The 19,053-nt window shown below is 71.1% G+C and carries 15 protein-coding genes; 12 read left to right on the forward strand and 3 right to left on the reverse strand.

Annotation, left to right across the window (positions count from 1 at the left end; all coding sequences use genetic code 11):
• Window positions 1-124 precede the first annotated feature (124 nt).
• Window positions 125-1,396, reverse strand: coding sequence for a diaminopimelate decarboxylase (gene lysA / locus PKC53_RS03305; protein WP_324426271.1), 1,272 nt, complete (start codon window positions 1,394-1,396; stop codon window positions 125-127).
• Window positions 1,393-1,578, reverse strand: a complete 186-nt coding sequence (locus PKC53_RS18920) for a lipoprotein (RefSeq protein ID WP_349255492.1) — start codon at window positions 1,576-1,578, stop codon at window positions 1,393-1,395. Before PKC53_RS18920 ends, lysA begins: the two co-directional genes overlap by 4 nt.
• Here PKC53_RS18920 and cyaY point away from each other — a divergent pair.
• The gene (gene cyaY / locus PKC53_RS03310) at window positions 1,577-1,927 is read left to right on the forward strand and encodes an iron donor protein CyaY (protein WP_324426273.1); all 351 of its coding nucleotides are present in this window, start codon (window positions 1,577-1,579) and stop codon (window positions 1,925-1,927) included. The two genes, PKC53_RS18920 and cyaY, sit on opposite strands and share 2 nt — an antisense overlap.
• A gap of 9 nt (window positions 1,928-1,936) precedes the next feature.
• On the opposite strand, the gene PKC53_RS03315 is transcribed toward cyaY, so the two are convergent.
• Entirely contained in the window at window positions 1,937-4,228 is a 2,292-nt protein-coding gene (locus PKC53_RS03315; protein ID WP_324426275.1) for a penicillin-binding protein 1A, read from the reverse strand.
• Window positions 4,229-4,696: 468 nt separating this feature from the next.
• On the opposite strand from PKC53_RS03315, the gene PKC53_RS03320 reads away from it, so the two are divergent.
• From PKC53_RS03320 to PKC53_RS03370, 11 genes are all read left to right on the forward strand, one after another.
• The gene (locus PKC53_RS03320) at window positions 4,697-5,734 is read left to right on the forward strand and encodes a pilus assembly protein PilM (RefSeq protein WP_324426314.1); all 1,038 of its coding nucleotides are present in this window, start codon (window positions 4,697-4,699) and stop codon (window positions 5,732-5,734) included.
• Window positions 5,731-6,375, forward strand: coding sequence for a PilN domain-containing protein (locus tag PKC53_RS03325; protein ID WP_324426277.1), 645 nt, complete (start codon window positions 5,731-5,733; stop codon window positions 6,373-6,375). The genes PKC53_RS03320 and PKC53_RS03325 overlap by 4 nt, the downstream gene beginning before the upstream one ends.
• Window positions 6,376-6,384: 9 nt before the next feature.
• Window positions 6,385-7,095: a type 4a pilus biogenesis protein PilO gene (locus PKC53_RS03330; RefSeq protein WP_324426279.1), complete on the forward strand. Its 711-nt coding sequence runs from the start codon at window positions 6,385-6,387 to the stop codon at window positions 7,093-7,095.
• On the forward strand, window positions 7,092-7,634 hold the full coding sequence (locus PKC53_RS03335; protein WP_324426281.1) for a pilus assembly protein PilP: 543 nt from the start codon (window positions 7,092-7,094) through the stop codon (window positions 7,632-7,634). The genes PKC53_RS03330 and PKC53_RS03335 overlap by 4 nt, the downstream gene beginning before the upstream one ends.
• Before the next feature lie 41 nt (window positions 7,635-7,675).
• The gene (locus PKC53_RS03340) at window positions 7,676-9,826 is read left to right on the forward strand and encodes a type IV pilus secretin PilQ (RefSeq protein ID WP_324426283.1); all 2,151 of its coding nucleotides are present in this window, start codon (window positions 7,676-7,678) and stop codon (window positions 9,824-9,826) included.
• 52 nt (window positions 9,827-9,878) lie between these two features.
• The gene (locus tag PKC53_RS03345; protein ID WP_324426285.1) at window positions 9,879-11,558 is read left to right on the forward strand and encodes an Ig-like domain-containing protein; all 1,680 of its coding nucleotides are present in this window, start codon (window positions 9,879-9,881) and stop codon (window positions 11,556-11,558) included.
• A 43-nt stretch (window positions 11,559-11,601) separates the two neighbouring features.
• Complete coding sequence (locus PKC53_RS03350) at window positions 11,602-12,180, forward strand: shikimate kinase (protein ID WP_324426288.1); 579 nt, start codon at window positions 11,602-11,604, stop codon at window positions 12,178-12,180.
• A 68-nt stretch (window positions 12,181-12,248) separates the two neighbouring features.
• Window positions 12,249-13,355, forward strand: a complete 1,107-nt coding sequence (aroB, locus tag PKC53_RS03355; RefSeq protein WP_324426290.1) for a 3-dehydroquinate synthase — start codon at window positions 12,249-12,251, stop codon at window positions 13,353-13,355.
• Window positions 13,352-14,506, forward strand: a complete 1,155-nt coding sequence (locus PKC53_RS03360) for a deoxyguanosinetriphosphate triphosphohydrolase (protein ID WP_324426292.1) — start codon at window positions 13,352-13,354, stop codon at window positions 14,504-14,506. The genes aroB and PKC53_RS03360 overlap by 4 nt, the downstream gene beginning before the upstream one ends.
• Window position 14,507: 1 nt before the next feature.
• Window positions 14,508-15,197: a transposase gene (locus tag PKC53_RS03365; protein ID WP_324426294.1), complete on the forward strand. Its 690-nt coding sequence runs from the start codon at window positions 14,508-14,510 to the stop codon at window positions 15,195-15,197.
• 391 nt (window positions 15,198-15,588) lie between these two features.
• Window positions 15,589-19,053 (forward strand): glutamate synthase-related protein (locus PKC53_RS03370; protein WP_324426296.1); only part of this gene is annotated, 3,465 nt, incomplete at its 3' end.

The raw sequence follows: 19,053 nt of genomic DNA on the forward strand, positions 1-19,053 counted from the left end.
CCGCGCAGTCCGCCGGCGCCGCGCCGGCGGACTGCGCCGGGCCGTGCGTCGGGGCAGGCGGTGCCCGCTGCGGGCTCGCGTGGGTGACCTGCCGCCGCGCGCGACGCCCTGCCGCAGCCGGTCCTCACCCCGGCAGCAGTCGCTCGCCGGCAAAGAGGTCGTGCACGCTCTCGCGCTCGCGCACCAGGTGCGCGAGCGCGCCGTCGACCATCACCTCGGCGGCGCGCGGGCGGCTGTTGTAGTTGCTCGCCATCACCATGCCGTAGGCGCCCGCCGAGAGCACGGCGAGCACGTCGCCGGGCTCGACGGCGAGCTGGCGGTCGCGGCCGAGCCAGTCGCCCGACTCGCACACCGGTCCGACCACGTCCCACACCGTCGCGGCGGCATCGCGCTCGCGGCACGCCACGATCGCCATCCACGCCCCGTACATCGCGGGGCGCACGAGGTCGTTCATCGCCGCGTCGACGATGCAGAAGTTCTTGTGCGCGCCCGGCTTGAGCACCTGCACTTCGGTGAGCAGCACGCCGGCGTTGCCCACCAGCGAGCGCCCGGGTTCGAGCACGATTTCGCGCGCGCCGTGGCCGCGCGCGTCGATGCGCGCCAGCAGCGCGCGCACCAGCGTGTCGGCGCTCGGCGGACTCTCGTCGGTGTAGGTGATGCCCAGCCCGCCACCGAGGTCGAGGTGGTGCAGCGCGATGCCCTCGCGCTCGACGGCCTCGACGAGGTCGAGCACGCGGTCGAGCGCGTCGAGGTACGGCGCGACCTCGGTGATCTGCGATCCGATGTGGCAATCGATGCCGCGCACCTCGATGCCGCGCAGCGACGCGGCGCGGTGGTACGCGGCGAGCGCCTCGTCGTGGGCGATGCCGAACTTGTTGTCGCGCAGCCCCGTCGAGATGTACGGGTGCGTGCGCGCGTCGACGTCGGGGTTCACGCGCAGGCTCACCGGCGCGCGGCGGCCCAGCGCCAGCGCCACCTCGTTCAGCCGTTCGAGCTCGGACGCGCTCTCGACGTTGAAGCAGCGCACGCCGGCTTCGAGTGCGCGCTGCATCTCGGCGCGGGTCTTGCCGACGCCCGAGAACACGACACGCGCCGGGTCGCCGCCGGCGGCGAGCACGCGCTCGAGTTCGCCCGCCGACACGATGTCGAACCCGCAGCCCTCGGCGGCCAGCGTCTGCAGCACCGCGAGGTTCGAGTTGGCCTTCATCGCGTAGCACAGCAGGTGCGGCCGGCCCGCCAACGCCTGGCGATAGCCGGCGGCGGCGGCGCGCATGGCGGCGCGCGAGTAGACGTACAGCGGCGTGCCGTGGGCATGGGCGAGCGCCTCGAGGTCGACCTGCTCGAGCCACAGCGATCGGCCGCGGCGCTGCAGCCAGGGCGCTCCGGGCAGCGTCATCGCGCAGGCGCCGACGCCGCGCCCGAGGGCGCCGGCAGATGCAACGACCCCTTCTGGCCGCATCCGGCGAGCGCGCCCGCCACCAGCGCCAGCGCCAGCAGCGCCGTCGCGCGCAGGGGCATCGGCGCGGCCGCTACACTCGGTCGACCTTCTCGTTGCATGCCGCAAATTCTATCGACCATGGCCGACCGACCCGCCGTCACGCCCCTGACCGACACCGAGTACGACCGCCTCAGCGGTGCGCTGCTGGCCGCGGTGGAGGCGCGCGCCGACCGCTGGCTGCAGGACGACGTGATCGACATCGACGCCCAGCGCACCGGCGGCCTGCTCGAGCTGGGTTTTCCCGGCGGGCGCAAGATCGTCGTCAACACGCAGCCGCCGCTGCACGAGATCTGGCTCGCCGCGCGCCAGGGCTACCACTTCCACCACGTCGCGGGGCGCTGGCTCGAGCGCGGCGGGCGCGAGTTCTTCGACGTGCTGTCCGAATGCGCCAGCGAGTACGCCGGCCGCGCGCTGCGTTTCGAGCCGTGAGGCGCCCGCTCAGCGCCTGAACAGGTCGAGGATGCCGCGCCGCTCGTCCTCGCTGGGCGCGCGCGGCACCAGGTCCTCCATGCCGATGCTGGTCACCGCGCCGCCGTGCGCGAACTCGGTGTAGACCCAGTCGCCGCCGCCGTTGACGACCCCGGCGGGCACCTGCGGCGCGTACACGGGCACGCCCTTGAGCGCCTGCGCCATGTAGTCGATCCAGATCGGCAGCGCGAGCCCGCCGCCGGTCTCGCGGTCGCCGAGTTTGCGCGGCGTGTCGTGGCCGACCCAGGCGACCGCGACCACGCCCGGGCCCCAGCCGGCGAACCAGGCATCCATCGAGTCGTTGGTCGTGCCGGTCTTGCCGAACAGGTCGGGACGCTTGAGCGTGCCCTGCGCGCGCGCCGCGGTGCCGCTGCGCGTGACCTCCTGCAGCAGGCTCGACATGATGAACGCGTTGCGCTCGTCGATGGCGCGCGAGTTCGCGTCCAGCGGCGGCGGCACGGCCTCGAACAGCACGCGCGAGCGTGCATCGGTGATGCGCTTGACCAGCGTCGGCGCGACGCGGTGGCCGCCGTTGGCGAACACGGCGTAGGCGCTGGCCATCTGCAGCGGCGTCACCGCGCCGGCGCCCAGCGCCATCGTCAGGTACGGCGGGTGGCGCTCGGCGTCGAACCCGAAACGCGCGACCCAGCGCTGCGCCGTCTCGGGGCCGATGGTCTGCAGCAGGCGGATCGACACCATGTTCTTCGACTTGGCCAGCGCGGTGCGCATCGACATCGGGCCCTCGAACTTGCCGTCGTAGTTCTTCGGCTCCCAGGGCTGGCTGCCGGTGGTCGTGGCGTCGAAGAACAGCGGCGCGTCGTTGATCACCGTCGACGGCGTCACGCCCTGCTCGAGCGCGGCCGAGTAGATGAACGGCTTGAAGCTCGACCCCGGCTGGCGCCAGCCCTGCGTGACGCGGTTGAACTTGCTCTTGCGGAAGTCGAAGCCGCCGACCATCGCGCGCACGTGCCCGCTGCGCGGGTCGAGCGAGACGAACGCGCCCTCGACTTCGGGCATCTGCGTCAGCGTCCACTGGCCCTTGCCGGTCTCGACGGCGCGCACCACGGCGCCGCGGCGGATCTGCTTGTTCGGTGCCGCGCGGCTCGACAGCCCCGACTCGACCGGCTTCAGCCCGGCGCCGGTGACGGTGATGGTCTCGCCCGATTGCAACGCGGCGACGACGCGCTTCGGCGACGCCTCGAGCACGACGACCGCGCGCAGCTCGTCGTTGTCGGGGTGCTCGGCCAGCGCCTCGGCGATGCGCAGGTCGATCGCCGCCGGGTCGGCGGGCAGGTCGACGTAGGCCTCGGGGCCGCGGAAGTGCTGCCGGCGCTCGTAGTTCATCAGCCCTTCGCGCAGCGCCTTGTAGGCCGCGACCTGGTCGCGCGTGTCCAGCGTGAGCACCACGTTCAGGCCGCGCGCGTAGGCCTCGTCGCCCCACTGGGCGTACACCAGCTGGCGTGCCGTCTCGGCGGCGTGCTCGGCGTGCACCGACACCTCCGACGGTTGGCGGTAGACCATCGGTTGCGCCTTCGCGGCGGCGAGTTCGGCGTCGTCGATGAAGCCGACCTCGCGCATGCGCTCGAGGATGTGGCGCTGGCGCGCCAGCGCGCGCTGCGGGTTGGCGATCGGGTTGTACGCCGACGGCGCCTTCGGCAGGCCGGCGAGCATCGCCGCCTCGGCGGTGTTCAGCTGCGCCAGCGGCTTGCCGAAGTAGGTCTCGGCGGCGGCGGCGAAGCCGTAGGCGCGCTGGCCGAGGAAGATCTGGTTCATGTAGACCTCGAGGATCTGGTCCTTGGTCAGCTTGGTCTCGATCTTCAGCGCCAGCAGGATCTCGTAGATCTTGCGCGTGAACGTCTTCTCCGACGACAGGTAGAAGTTGCGCGCGACCTGCATCGTGATCGTCGAGGCGCCCTGGCTCTTGGCCTCGCCGACGTTGGCCAGCCCGGCGCGCACGATGCCCAGCACGTCGACGCCGTCGTGCTCGTAGAACCGCGCGTCCTCGATGGCCAGCACCGCGTGGCGCATCACCTGCGGAATCTGCGCGATCGGCACGAAGTGGCGGCGCTCTTCGCCGAACTCGGCCAGCAGCACCTTGTCGGCCGAGTACACGCGCATCGGCAGCTTCGGCTGGTAGTCGGTCAGGCTGTCGATCGGCGGCAGGTTCGGGTACGCGAATGCCAGCGCGATGGCCAGCAGCGACAGCCCCGCCAGTGCGGCGGCCAGCGCCAGACCGACGACCCACGCCGCGGACTTCAGCAACCAGGGATAGGGGTTCGATGCGGCCACAAGCGGGCCCGCGCGACGCGGGCGATCGACGCCGCCACCGGCGCTGGCCAGCACGGTGAGGGCACGGAATCGGCACGGCGAACGCCGAACCTCGGGACGCGATTATAGAAACCGGGTGCAGGAACTGCGCCGGCGTGTGAAGTGTGCCGCGAAGCGAGTTGTGCGCGGCCTGCGGCGATGGTCGATGCTACGCATCAGGCGGCAGTGAAGGCCTACGGAGCGTCGGTCCGGCGCAACGAGATGCGCGGGGAAGTGCCGGCTTTTCCCTCGGTGCATCAAGGCTTTGCTGCTAGCATTGAACGGACCTATTAAGAGTCGCCGCGGTCCTTCGGGAACCTCGGCACAACAGGCTCGAGGCCGGTGCCCACCGGCGCCGGCCACGCGTTGGGAGATTCGGTCGTGAGCTTTGTCGATGTGCTGCTCGGGCGCAAGCATCCGCCGATGTTCGGGCTGGACGTCAGCTCGTCGAGCGTCAAGCTGGTCGAACTCGGGCGCGGCGCCGACGGCGAGTACGTGCTCGAGCGTTTCGCGTTCGAACCGTTCGAGAAGGGCTGGATCGCCGACGGCCAGATCGAGAAGTTCGACGAGGTCGTCGACGCGGTGCGCCGCGTGGTCGGCAAGAGCGGCACGAAGACGCGCCAGGCGGTGCTCGCGATGCCGCAGTCGGCGGTGATCACGAAGAAGATCATGCTGCCCGCCGGCCTGCGCGAGGAGGAGCTCGAACTGCAGGTCGAGTCCGAGGCGAACCAGTACATCCCGTTCTCGCTCGACGAGGTCAGCCTCGACTTCTGCGTCATCGGCCCGAGCCCGACCTCGGTCGGCGACGTCGAGGTGCTGATCGCGGCGTCGCGCAAGGACAAGGTGCAGGACCGCCAGGGCCTGGCCGAGGCCGCGGGCCTGAAGCCGGTGATCCTCGACATCGAGTCGCACGCGTCGCGCCTGGCGATGGGCCGCCTCGTGCACCAGCTGCCCGGCCACGGCAAGGACGCGCTGGTGGCGCTGTTCGAGATCGGTGCCGACACCACCAGCCTGAAGGTGCTGCGCGACGAGGAACTGCTGTACGACCGCGACCAGGCCTTCGGCGGTTCGCAGCTCACGCACCTGATCTCGCGCCAGTACGGCTTCTCGTTCGAGGAGGCCGAGGCGAAGAAGCTCTCCGGCGACCTGCCCGACGACTACGAGCAGGGCGTGCTCGCGCCGTTCGTCGACACGCTGTCGCAGGAGATCGGCCGCGCGCTGCAGTACTTCTTCACCAGCACGCCGCACCACAAGGTGCACTACATCATGCTCGCCGGCGGCACGGCGACGCTGCCGGGGCTCAAGGAGCGGGTCACCGACCTCACCGGCTTCGCGTCGCAGGTGGTCAACCCGTTCGACCACATGAAGCTGGGTTCGGCCGTGCGCGAGTCGCGCGTGCGGCGCGAGGCGCCGTCGTACCTGACCGCCTGCGGTCTGGCGATGCGGAGGTTCGTGCAGTGATCCTGATCAACCTGCTTCCCCACCGGGAAGAAAAGCGCCGCCGGCGCAAGCAAGCCTTCTTCGCCGGCCTCGGCGCCGCCGCCGTGCTCGGCGTGGTGATCGCCGGCGCGTGGCTGCTCGCGCTGCAGCACCTGACGGCGCAGCAGCTGGCGCGCAACGCGTTCCTGTCGGCCGAGATCGCCAAGCTCGACGCGCAGATCAAGGACATCGCCAGCCTGCGCTCGGAGATCGAGGCGCTGAAGGCGCGCCAGCGCGCCGTCGAGGACCTGCAGACCAACCGCAACGTGCCGGTGTACCTGCTCAACGAGCTAGCGCGGCAGACGCCCGAGGGTGTCTACCTGAAGTCGATCAAGCAGACCGGACAGGTGGTGGCGATCAACGGCATCGCACAGACCAACGAGCGCGTCTCCGAGTTCCTGCGCAACACGCAGCACAGCTCGCCCTGGCTCGAGCGCCCGGAACTGGTCGAGATCAAGGTGGCGGCACAGACGGCGGCCAGCTCGCGCGATGCCGCGCGCGACCAGCGCCGCCTGTACGACTTCGCGATGCGCGTGTCGCTCAAGCCGCTGCAGCCGCCGGCCGATGCAGTGGCACCGGCCCGCGGTGCCGCGCCGTCGCGCGCGCCTGCCAAGAAGCCCTGAGGACGCACGATGGCCACCAAGGCGAACAAGCCCAGCGTCGACGTCGGACGCGTGCTGCAGGACGCGGCGTCGCAGTTCCGCGGCCTGAACCTGAACGAGCCCGGCCAGTGGCCGCCGCTGCCCAAGATCGCCGCGTACCTGCTGGTCGCCGTGGCGGTGGTCGTGATCGGCTGGTTCCTGCTGCTGTCGGACGCCACCGACGAGCTGCAGGCCGCGCGCGACCGCGAGCCGGCGCTCAAGCAGGACTACCGCAGCAAGCTGGCCCAGGCCGTCAACCTCGAGGAACTGCGCAAGCAGAAGCTGCAGGTCGAGGAGTACGTGACCCAGCTCGAGAAGCAGCTGCCCGGCAAGGCCGAGATGGACGCGCTGCTGTCCGACATCAACCAGGCCGGACTCGGACGCGGCCTGCAGTTCGAGCTGTTCCGCCCCGGCCAGGTGGCCGTGAAGGACTACTACGCCGAGCTGCCGATCGCGATCAAGGTCAGCGGCCGCTACCACGACATCGGCGCCTTCACCGCCGACGTCGCCAACCTGTCGCGCATCGTCACGCTGCACGACCTGAACGTCGCCGCGCCGACCGGCCGCGACGCGCAGACCGGCAGCGGCGCGCTGACGATGGAAGCCACCGCGCGCACCTACCGCTACCTCGACGAGAGCGAGGTGGCCGCGCAGCGCCAGGCGGCCGCGGCCGCCAAGGCCAAGCCCGGAGCGAGGAAATGACCGCGTCCCTGCAACCGCGCCTGGCGTTGCTCATCGCCGCGGCGGCGCTCGGCGTCGCCGGCTGTGCCGAACAGAACGGCGACCTCGCGCAGTGGATGGAGCAGCAGAAGCGCGAGGTCAAGCCGAGCGTGCAGCCGCTGTCGCCGCCGAAGACCTTCGACCCCGAGCCGTACGCCGCGCTCGACCTGGTCGAGCCGTTCAGCAACCAGAAGCTCACGGTCGCGCTTCGGCAGGAGGCGCGCCAGACGAGCTCGGTGCTGGCGTCCGAGCTGAACCGCCGCAAGGAACCGCTGGAAGACTATCCGCTGGACAGCATGGCGATGGTCGGCAGCGTCAGCAAGCAGGGCCGGCCGCACGCGCTGCTGCGCGTCGACCGCCTGCTGTACCAGGTGGCGGTGGGCGACCACATCGGGCAGAACTTCGGGCGCATCACCGCGATCACCGAGACCGAGGTGCGGCTGCGCGAGATCGTGCAGGACGCGGCCGGCGAGTGGATCGAGCGCCCGATGACGCTGCAACTGCAGGAGGGCAAGCGGTGAAGGCGGCTGCACACAAGGCAACTGAGATGCGGGAGAAGTGCATGACGATCCAACGGCGCGCCTGGGGCGCGGTGCTCGCCCTGGCCGCAGCCTCGCCGCTGGCCTGGGCGCAGGGCGTGATCGAGTCGATCAGCAGCAGCCAGCAGGCGGGCGCCGACGTGGTGCGCATCCAGCTCAGCGAGCCGCTGGCCGCGTTGCCCACCGGCTTCTCGGTGCAGACGCCGCCGCGCATCGCGATCGACCTGCCCGGCGTGAAGAACGCCACCGGCCGGCCCAGCGTCGAGGTCAACCAGGGCAACCTGCGCTCGGTGGCGATCGCCCAGGGCGAGGACCGCACGCGGCTGGTGCTCAATCTGCGCCAGGCCGCCAACTACCGCGCGCAGCTCGACGGCAAGACGCTGGTGCTGGTGGTCGACAGCGGTGCGCCGTCGCCGACGGTGGCCGCCGCCGGCGCCGCGCCGGCCGCGCCCTCGTTCGCGCCGGCGCAGAACGTCCAGGCGCAGGCGCTGCGCGACATCGATTTCCGCCGCGGCCCCGACGGCGCGGGCCGCGTCGTCGTCGAGCTGCCGAGCACGCTGGTGGGTGTCGACATCCGCCAGCAGGGCCAGAACCTGGTCGTCGACTTCCCGCGCGCGACGGTGCCCGAGGCGCTGCGCCGGCGCCTGGACGTGACCGACTTCGGCACCCCGGTGAACACCATCACCACCACGCAGGACGGCGACCGCGTGCGCATGGTCGTGCAGCCGCGCGGGGCGTGGGAGCACAGCGCGTACCAGAGCGACACGCAGTTCGTGCTCGAGGTGCGCCCGATGGCCGTCGACCCGAACAAGCTGGTGCAGGGTCCCGGCTACGCGGGCGAGAAGCTGAGCCTGAACTTCCAGAACATCGAGGTGCGCGCGCTGCTGCAGGTGATCGCCGACTTCACGAACTTCAACGTGGTCACCAGCGACACCGTCACCGGCAACGTCACGCTGCGGCTGAAGGACGTGCCCTGGGACCAGGCGCTGGACATCATCCTGCAGGCCAAGGGTCTGGGGCTGCGCAAGACCGGCAACGTGATCTGGATCGCGCCGAAGGACGAACTGCTGGCCAAGGAGCAGGTCGAGCTCGAGGCGCGGCAGAAGATCGCCGAACTCGAACCGGTGCGCACGCAGTCGTTCCAGCTCAACTACACCAAGTCCGAGGAGGTCGCCAAGGGACTGACCGGCCAGGGACTGAGCGGCGGCTCGACCGGCGGCGCCAACAACAACCCGGCGCGCATCCTCAGCCCGCGCGGCAGCGTGATCTACGAGACGCGCACCAACCAGCTGTTCGTCACCGACATCCCGGGCAAGCTCGAGGAGATCCAGGCGATGATCGCCAAGATCGACATCCCGGTGCGGCAGGTGCAGATCGAGGCGCGCATCGTCGAGGCCGACGACCGCTTCGGGCGCTCGCTCGGCGTCAAGCTCGGCGCCACCGACCTGCGCGGGCTGCGCGGCGGCGTGCCCGGCTACAAGGTCGGCGGCAGCAACTACCTGATGCCCGGCGGCAACTACAACGCCGTCGGCGCGCAGTCGCTGCAGGGCCCGGCGTTCAGCTACGGCGACTCGAACTTCGTCAACCTGCCGGCCGCGGCACTCGCGGGGGCCGGCAGCCCGGCCACCTTCGCGCTGTCGCTGTTCAGCGCCACCGCCAACCGCTTCCTCAACCTCGAGCTGTCGGCGCTCGAGGCCGACGGGCGCGGCAAGATCGTCTCGAGCCCGCGCGTGATCACCGCCGACCAGGTCAAGGCCGAGATCGAGCAGGGCGAGGAGATCCCGTACCAGAACGCCACCAGCTCGGGCGCGACGGCGGTCGAGTTCAAGAAGGCCAGCATGCGCCTGGAAGTGACGCCGCAGATCACCCCCGAGGGCAACGTGATCCTCGACGTCAACGTGACGAAGGACAGCCGCGGCGAGCTGACCCTGGCGGGGCCGGCGATCAACACCAAGCGCGTGCGCACGCAGGTGCTGGTCGAGAACGGCGGCACGGTGGTCATCGGCGGCATCTTCCAGCAGGAGGACCGCACCGACGTCAACAAGGTGCCCGTGCTCGGCGACGTGCCGGTGCTCGGCAACCTGTTCAAGAACACGGTGCGCTCGTCGAACAAGACCGAACTGCTGGTGTTCATCACGCCGAAGGTGGTCACCGAGAAGACGGCGGCGCGCTGAACGCGCGGCGCACCGACGAACCATTCCAAGACGATTCCGGTTGGGAGCGAAGATGCGCAGCTTCAAGAGCTGGTTGGCGGCCTGTGCCGCGGTGATGGTCGCGGCCTGCGGGGGCGGCGGCGGCAGTTCCGGCACGCCGCCGTTCGGCGGCGGCCAGGGCACGGCCGCGGTGGCCAACCTGACGATCGAGGCGCCGGTGCAGGTGCCGAACACGACCTCGTCGACGGCCACGGTCACGGTCACCGCCGTCGACGCCGGCGGCCGCACGCTGTCCGGCGTGCCGGTGACCTTCGCCATCGACAACGGCGGCACGATCACCGCGCCGGACACCACCGGCGACAACGGCCAGATCCAGGCCACGCTGTCGATCGGCGCCAACCGCGCCGACCGCATGCTGACCGTCACCGCGCAGTCCGGCTCGGTCAAGCGCACGGCGCAGGTGCAGGTCATCGGCACGCGCATCACCGCGACGCTGCCACCGGTGGTCGACCCGGGCGCGGCGGCCAGCGTGCAGTACCGCGTCGTCGACCGTTCGGGCACCGCGATGGCCAACCAGGACATCGCGGTGTCGGCGCCGGGCCTGTCGCCCGAGTCGGCGTCGGGCAAGACCGGGCCGAACGGCGAGTTCTCGTTCGGCTTCACCGCGCCGGCGGCGCCGGGCAGCGTGCAGATCGTCGCGCGCGTCGGCGAGGCCAGCGACACGCGCACGCTGCAGGTGCAGCCGGCCAGCCAGGTCGAGGAGGTGCCGGCCGGCGTCGACATCGTCGCAGCTTCGGTCGCGGTCAGTCCCAGCGTGGTGTCGGTCAACGCCAGCGGCCAGACCAACCGCGCCGAGGTGCGCGCGCTGTTCCTCGACAAGTTCAACAAGCCGATCAAGAACGTGCGCGTGCGCTTCGCGCTGCCCGACCCGAACAACGTCGGCGGCAGCTTCTCGACCGGGGCGACGACGCTGTACACCGACGCCAACGGCGTGGTGACGACGGCGTACATCCCGGGCACGCGCTCGAGCCCGACCGACGGCGTCGTCGTGCGCGCCTGCTACGGCAAGTCCGACACCGACCCCGACCTGCTCGACTGCACGGCCTTCCGCGACGCGACGCTGACGGTGGCCAACGAGGCGTTGGGCGTGTCGATCGGCACCAACGAGCTGATCGTCGTCAACGAGCTCACCTACGTGAAGCGTTTCCTCGTCTCGGTGACCGACTCGGCCGGCGCGGCCAAACCCGACGTCGACCTGTCGGTGTCGCTGAACCTGAAGAACTACCACAAGGGCTACTACGTGCTGTCGGGCGACTCGTGGGTCAAGGCGCTCGACGTCACCTGCCCGAACGAGGACCTGAACCGCAACGGCGTGTCCGAGATGCTGCTGGTGGGTCGGGAGGACGCCGACGAGGATGGCCGACTCGAGCCCGGACGCTCGGACATCTCGATTCGCCTCCTCGAGCCGCGCACCGCGACCGACGGCACGGCCATCGTCGAGATCCTGTACGCGAAGAGCTTCGCGACCTGGATCGACGCCGACCTGACGGTGGCTGCCTCCGGCGTCGGTGGCAGCGAAGGGCGCGCGACGTTCCGCATCGACCCGATTCCGGCCGACGCCGCGGCCATCAAGAACCGCGACGTGTTCCCGGCCTTCGGCCTCAGCCCGTTCGGCACCCAGGTGCCCGACGCGGTGCAGGTCGAGACCTTCGGCGGGGGCACGGTCGTGCTCTGCGGCAAGCCGGCGGGCTGACGAGGCGACCGCGCGTCGCCGTGATCGGCGGCCGGATGACCGCGTGATCATCAGCCTGGTCGGCATGCCCGGCGGTGGCAAGTCCACCGTCGGGCGTCATCTTGCCCGCCAGCTGGGGCTGGCGTTCCGCGACACCGACCACGAGATCGAGTCGGTCATCGGCTGCACGATCCGCGACTTCTTCGCCTCGCACGGCGAGGCGGCGTTCCGCGACCTCGAGCAGGATGCGATCGACGTGCTCACGCAGGGCCGGCCGATCGTGCTGGCCACCGGCGGCGGCGCGGTGCTGCGCGAGGCCAACCGGCGCGCGCTGCACGAGCGCACGACGGTGATCTACCTGCGCTCGACGCCCGAGGAACTGTGGCGCCGGCTGCGCCACGACACGCAGCGACCGCTGCTGCAGGGCGGCGACCCGCTGAAGAAGCTGCGCCAGCTGTTCCGCGAGCGCGACCCGCTGTACCGACGCACCGCGCACTACGTCATCGAGACCGGCCGCCCGTCGGTGCCGGCGCTGGTGCAGATGATCCTGATGCAGCTCGAGCTCGCCGGCCTCGTCGACACGAGCCGCGTGCCGTCGCCGATCAACCCGATGCGGCCCGAAGGCGAGGCCGGCGCCACCTGAGCGGCACGCTGCGCGGCGGCGTCGTGGCGGCCCGCGCCGCAGGGCACCCGGTACGTACACTCCGGCGCATGAGCGCCTCCCGCCCTGCCGCCGCCGTGCGCGTGCCGATCGAACTCGGCGAGCGCAGCTACGAGATCCTGATCGGCGAGCGCGTGCTCGACGACCCGGCGTCGTACGACGGACTGCCGCGCGCGGCCAGCGCGATGGTGGTGAGCAACCCGACGGTGTCGGCGCTGTACGGCGCGCGGCTGCACGCGATGCTCGAGGGCCGGTTCGCGCGCGTGCTGCACGTCGACATGCCCGACGGCGAGGCGCACAAGGACTGGGCCTCGCTGGACCGGATCTTCGACGCCCTGCTCGCACAGGCCTGCGACCGCAAGTCGGTGCTGTTCGCGCTCGGCGGCGGCGTGGTCGGCGACGTCGCCGGCTTCGCCGCGGCCTGCTACATGCGCGGCGTGCCGTTCGTGCAGGTGCCGACCACGCTGCTCGCGCAGGTCGACTCGTCGGTGGGCGGCAAGACCGCCATCAACCACCCGCGCGGCAAGAACATGATCGGCGCGTTCCACCAGCCGCTGCGCGTGATCGCCGACCTGGGCGTGCTCGACACGCTGCCCGAGCGCGAGCTCGGCGCCGGGCTGGCCGAGGTCATCAAGTACGGCCCGATCGCCGACGCCGCGTTCCTCGACTGGGTCGAGTCGCACCTGGACGCGCTGCTGGCGCGCGACAAGGCGGCGCTGGCGCACGCGGTGCGCCGCTCGTGCGAGCTGAAGGCCGCGGTGGTCGGCGCCGACGAGCGCGAGAGCGGGCTGCGCGCGATCCTGAACTACGGCCACACCTTCGGCCACGCGATCGAGGCGGCGCTGGGCTACGGCGAGTGGCTGCACGGCGAGGCGGTCGGCTGCGGCATGGTCATGGCCGCCGACCTGTCGGCGCGGCTGGGGCTGGTGCCGCAGGCGTTCGTCGAGCGCATGCGCCGGCTCGTGGCGCGGGCGAGGCTGCCGGTGGCGGCGCCGGCGTCGATCGGCGCCGGGCGCTTCGTCGAGCTGATGCGCGTCGACAAGAAGGCCGAGGGCGGCGAGATCCGCTTCGTGCTGATCGAGGCGCCGGGCCGCGCGGTGCAGCGTGCCGCACCCGACGCGCTGGTGCGCCAGACGATCGCCGCCTGCAGCGCATGAGCGTCGGCGGCGGCGCGCTGGCGCCCTACGCATGCGACCCCGCGCGATCGCGCGGCCGGCGCCACCCCGAGGCGCCGGCGCCGACGCGCAACGACCACCAGCGCGACCGCGACCGCATCGTGCACAGCACCGCGTTCCGGCGCCTGGTCTACAAGACCCAGGTCTTCCTCAACCACGAAGGCGACCTGTTCCGCACGCGGCTGACGCACTCGCTCGAGGTGGCGCAGCTCGGGCGCTCGGCGGCGCGCACGCTGCGCCTGAACGAGGACCTCGTCGAGGCGATCGCGCTGGCGCACGACCTGGGCCACACGCCTTTCGGCCACGCCGGCCAGGACGCCTTGGCCGAGTGCATGCGTGCCCACGGCGGCTTCGAGCACAACCTGCAGAGCCTGCGCGTGGTCGACCGCCTCGAGCAGCGCTACCCCGACTTCGACGGCCTGAACCTGACGTTCGAGACGCGCGAGGGCGTCCTCAAGCACTGTTCGCGGCGCCACGCCGACGAGATCGAGGCGCGCGAGCCGGGCGGCGTCGCACGCCGCTTCGTCGACGGCACGCAGCCGTCGCTCGAGGCGCAGCTGGTCAACCTGGCCGACGAGATCGCCTACAGCGCGCACGACATCGACGACGGCGTGCGCTCCGGCTTGCTGACGCTCGAGCAGCTCGACGCCGCGGTGCCGCTGGTGGCGCGTTTCCGCGCCGGGGCGCAGGCCGCGCACCCGGCGCTCGCCGGCCGCAGACTGCTGTTCGAGACGATCCGCCGCATGCTGTCGCAGCAGGTCTACGACCTGATCGACCACAGCAGCGCCCGGTTGCGCGAGGCGGCGCCGGCCGACGTCGATGCGGCGCGCCGCGCGCCGCCGCTGATCGGCTTCGGCGAGCCGATGCGCACGCAGATCGTCGAACTCAAGCGCTTCCTGTTCCAGTCGCTGTACCGCCACCCGCAGGTCGTCGCGAAGACCGACGCGGCGCGGCGCGTGGTGCGCGAGCTGTTCGACGCGTATTGCGACGCCCCCGCCGAGATGCCGGGCGACTACGCCGACGCCGACGACCGCGTGCGCGCCGTGGCCGACTACATCGCCGGCATGACCGACCGCTTCGCGCTGCGCGAGCACCAGCGGCTGACCGGCCGCGCGGTGTTCTCCGAGGCGTGAGATGGCGCGGCTGCCGCGGCTGGCCGTCGCCGGCGCGCTGCACCTGGTCGTGCAGCAGGGGCACAACCGGCAGCCGGTGTTCGTCGACGACGTCGACCGCCAGACCTACCTGGCGTCGCTGCACGACGTGCTGCGCGCGCACGGCGTCGCGATGCACGGCTACGCGCTGCTCGACACCGAGGTCTGGCTGGTGCTGCAACCGGTCGAGGCGGCGGCGCTCAGCCGCACGATGCAGGCGCTGGGCCGCCGCTTCGTCGCCGCCGTCAACCGCCGCCACGCGCGCCGCGGCACGCTGTGGGACGGGCGGTTCCGCGCCACGGTGTTCGACGCGCCGACGCAACTGGTCGACGTGCTCGTGCACCTCGAGACCAAGCCGGTCGACGCCGGGCTGGCGTCGTCGGCCGGCGACTGGCCGTGGTCGAGCGCGCGGCATCACCTGGGTCTGGCACGCGATGCTGCCCTCGACGAGCACCCGCAACTGTGGGCGCTGGGCAACACGCCGTTCGAGCGCGACACCGCCTGGCGCAGGCGGCTCGACGTCGGGCTGCCGGCGGTCCGGCGACGGACGATCGACGACGCCGCGCTGAAGGGCTGGGCGCTGGGCCCGCCGGGCTTCGTCGACGTCGTCGCGGCGCAGGCCGGCCGGCCGGTGCAGCGCCGCGCGCGCGGGCGGCCACGCAAGGCGGGCTGATCAGCAGGATCGGCAGGATCGGCAGGATCGGCAGGATCGGCAGGATCGGCAGGATCGGCAGGATCGGCCCGAGGCGGCTTCGGCCGGGCCGGCACCCCCGCGAACGCGTGCGCCCCGCGGCGGCTCGCCGCGCCTCGCCGCGGCGCCTGCGCGCGGCCCGGCGTGGCGCCGCCACTTCGTCGGGCGCCCACGCAGCGGCAGCGACCGGCGGGTATCGGCCCGACGACGGCGGTTGCGCGTTCGACGTGGCGATTCTTAATGTGTCCCTATTTAAGCATCGCGATCAGACTCTGCTTCCTTTAAAGACTCCGACCCTATTAATTTTCTCTTGTGATCGATGCTGCGGTGCAGTACGCTGCGCGACCTTCCTCAGTCCGGATCGGAGGTCGCCATGCGCCGACTGACCTCAGGGGCCCGCGCCCCGCAACCCACCCACCCCGACGAACCCCGCCGCGCGCCGGCGCGCGGCGGCCTGTACGACCCGGCCAACGAACACGACGCCTGCGGCGTCGGTTTCGTCGCGCACATCAAGGGCGAGCGCTCGCACCCGATCGTCGAGCAGGGGCTGAAGATCCTCGAGAACCTCGACCATCGCGGCGCCGTCGGCGCCGACAAGCTGATGGGCGACGGCGCCGGCATCCTGATCCAGATCCCCGACGAGCTGTACCGCGCCGAGATGGCGGCGCAGGGCGTCGAGCTGCCGCCGCCGGGCGAGTACGGCGTGGGCATGATCTTCCTGCCGAAGGAGCACGCGTCGCGACTGGCCTGCGTGCAGGAGCTCGAGCGCGCGGTAAGGGCCGAGGGCCAGGTGCTGCTCGGCTGGCGCGACGTGCCGGTCGACCGCGAGATGCCGATGAGCCCGGCGGTGCGCGCGAAGGAACCGGTGATCCGCCAGATCTTCATCGGCCGCGGCCCCGACGTGATCGTGCCCGACGCGCTCGAGCGCAAGCTGTACGTCATTCGCAAGACGGCCTCGGCGGCGATCCAGCGCCTGAAGCTCACGCACAGCCGCGAGTACTACGTGCCCAGCATGAGCTGCCGCACGGTGATCTACAAAGGTCTGCTGCTCGCCGACCAGGTCGGCGTGTACTACAGGGACCTGCAGGACCGGCGCGCCGTCTCGGCGCTCGCGCTGGTGCACCAGCGCTTCTCCACCAACACCTTCCCCGAGTGGCCGCTCGCGCACCCGTACCGCATGGTGGCGCACAACGGCGAGATCAACACCGTCAAGGGCAACTTCAACTGGATGCGCGCGCGCGAGGGGGTGATGAAGTCGCCCGTGCTCGGCGACGACCTGAAGAAGCTGTACCCGATCAGCTTCGAGTACCAGAGCGACACCGCCACTTTCGACAACGCGCTCGAGCTGCTGACGATGGCCGGCTACCCGCTGGCGCACGCGGCGATGATGATGATCCCCGAGGCCTGGGAGAACCACGAGCTGATGGACGAGCGCCGCCGCGCGTTCTACGAGTACCACGCGGCGATGATCGAGCCGTGGGACGGCCCGGCGGCGATGGTGTTCACCGACGGCAAGCAGATCGGCGCCACGCTCGACCGCAACGGCCTGCGGCCGGCGCGCTACATCGTCACCGACGACGACCTGGTGGTCATGGCCTCGGAGTCCGGCGTGCTGCCGATCCCGGAGAACAAGATCGTCAAGAAGTGGCGCCTGCAGCCGGGCAAGATGTTCCTGATCGACCTCGAGCAGGGCCGCATCGTCGACGACGAGGAGCTGAAGAACCAGTTCGCGTCGGCGCGCCCGTACCGGCAGTGGATCGAGAACGTGCGCATCCGGCTCGACGACGTGCCGCACGCCGACGCGGCGCCGCTGCCGTTCGCCGAGCCGCTGCTCGACCGCCAGCAGGCGTTCGGCTACACGCAGGAGGACCTCAAGTTCCTGATGAGCCCGATGGCCGCCACCGGCGAGGAGGGCATCGGCTCGATGGGCAACGACTCGCCGCTGGCGGTGCTGTCGGACAAGAACAAGCCGCTGTACAACTACTTCAAGCAGTTGTTCGCGCAGGTCACGAACCCGCCGATCGACCCGATCCGCGAGGCCATCGTGATGAGCCTGAACAGCTTCATCGGGCCGAAGCCGAACCTGCTCGACATCAACGCGGTCAACCCGCCGATGCGTCTGGAGGTGTCGCAGCCGGTGCTCGACTTCGACGACATGGCGCGGCTGCGCGCGATCGAGAAGTCCACGCACGGCAAGTTCAAGCCCTACGAGCTCGACATCGTCTACCCGCTGGCCTGGGGCCGCGAGGGCGTCGAGGCCAAGCTGGCGTCGCTGGCCGCCGAGGCGCAGGACGCGATCGCCGGCGGGCACAACATCCTCATCATCACCGACCGCCGCATGGACCGCGACCACGTCGCGATCCCCGCGCTGCTGGCCCTGTCGGCGGTGCACCACCACCTGGTGCGCGAGGGCCTGCGCACCACGGCCGGGCTGGTGGTGGAGACCGGGTCGGCGCGCGAGGTGCACCACTTCGCGGTGCTCGCCGGCTACGGCGCCGAGGCGGTGCACCCGTACCTTGCGCTCGAGACGCTGGTCGCGCTGCACCGCGACCTGCCGGGCGACCTGAAGCCCGAGAAGGCGATCGCCAACTACGTCAAGGCGGTCGGCAAGGGGCTGTCGAAGATCATGTCGAAGATGGGCATCAGCACGTACATGTCGTACTGCGGGGCCCAGATCTTCGAGGCCATCGGCCTGCAGAAGGAGTTCGTCGACAAGTACTTCCGCGGCACCGCGAGCCAGATCGGCGGCGTCGGCGTGTTCGAGGTCGCCGAGGAGGCGATCCGCATGCACCGCGCCGCGTTCGGCGACGACCCGGTGCTCGCCGGCATGCTCGACGCCGGCGGCGAGTACGCCTGGCGCACGCGCGGCGAGGAGCACATGTGGACGCCCGACGCGATCGCCAAGCTGCAGCACGCCACGCGCGCCGGCCGCTTCGAGACGTACAAGGAGTACGCGCAGCTGATCAACGACCAGAGCCGACGCCACATGACGCTGCGCGGGCTGTTCGAGTTCAGGCTCGACCCGGGCAAGGCGGTCCCGCTCGACGAGGTCGAGCCGGCCAGCGAGATCGTCAAGCGTTTCGCCACCGGCGCGATGTCGCTCGGCTCGATCTCGACCGAGGCGCACTCGACGCTGGCGATCGCGATGAACCGCATCGGCGGCAAGAGCAACACCGGCGAGGGCGGCGAGGACCCGGCGCGCTACCGCAACGAGTTGAAGGGCATCGCCATCACCGCCGGCACCAGGGTCAGCGACGTGATCGGCGCCAAGGTCATCGAGGCCGACTACGAGCTGAAGGACGGCGACAGCCTGCGCAGCCGCATCAAGCAGGTGGCGTCGGGGCGCTTCGGCGTGACCACCGAGTACCTGGTGTCGGCCGACCAGATCCAGATCAAGATGGCCCAGGGCGCCAAGCCCGGCGAGGGCGGCCAGTTGCCCGGCGGCAAGGTCAGCGAGTACATCGGCTTCCTGCGCTACAGCGTGCCGGGCGTGGGCCTGATCAGCCCGCCGCCGCATCACGACATCTATTCGATCGAGGACCTGGCGCAACTGATCCACGACCTGAAGAACGCCAACCCGAAGGCCGACGTCAGCGTCAAGCTCGTCTCGGAGGTCGGCGTGGGCACGGTCGCCGCCGGCGTGGCCAAGTGCAAGGCCGACCACGTCGTCATCGCCGGCCACGACGGCGGCACCGGCGCGTCGCCGTGGAGCAGCATCAAGCACGCCGGCACGCCGTGGGAGCTGGGCCTGGCCGAGACGCAGCAGACGCTGGTGCTCAACCGGCTGCGCGGGCGCATCCGCGTGCAGGCCGACGGCCAGATGAAGACCGGCCGCGAC

The sequence above is a fragment of the Azohydromonas sp. genome (genome assembly GCF_035325925.1).
In the GTDB taxonomy this organism is placed as follows: domain Bacteria; phylum Pseudomonadota; class Gammaproteobacteria; order Burkholderiales; family Burkholderiaceae_C; genus Calidifontimicrobium.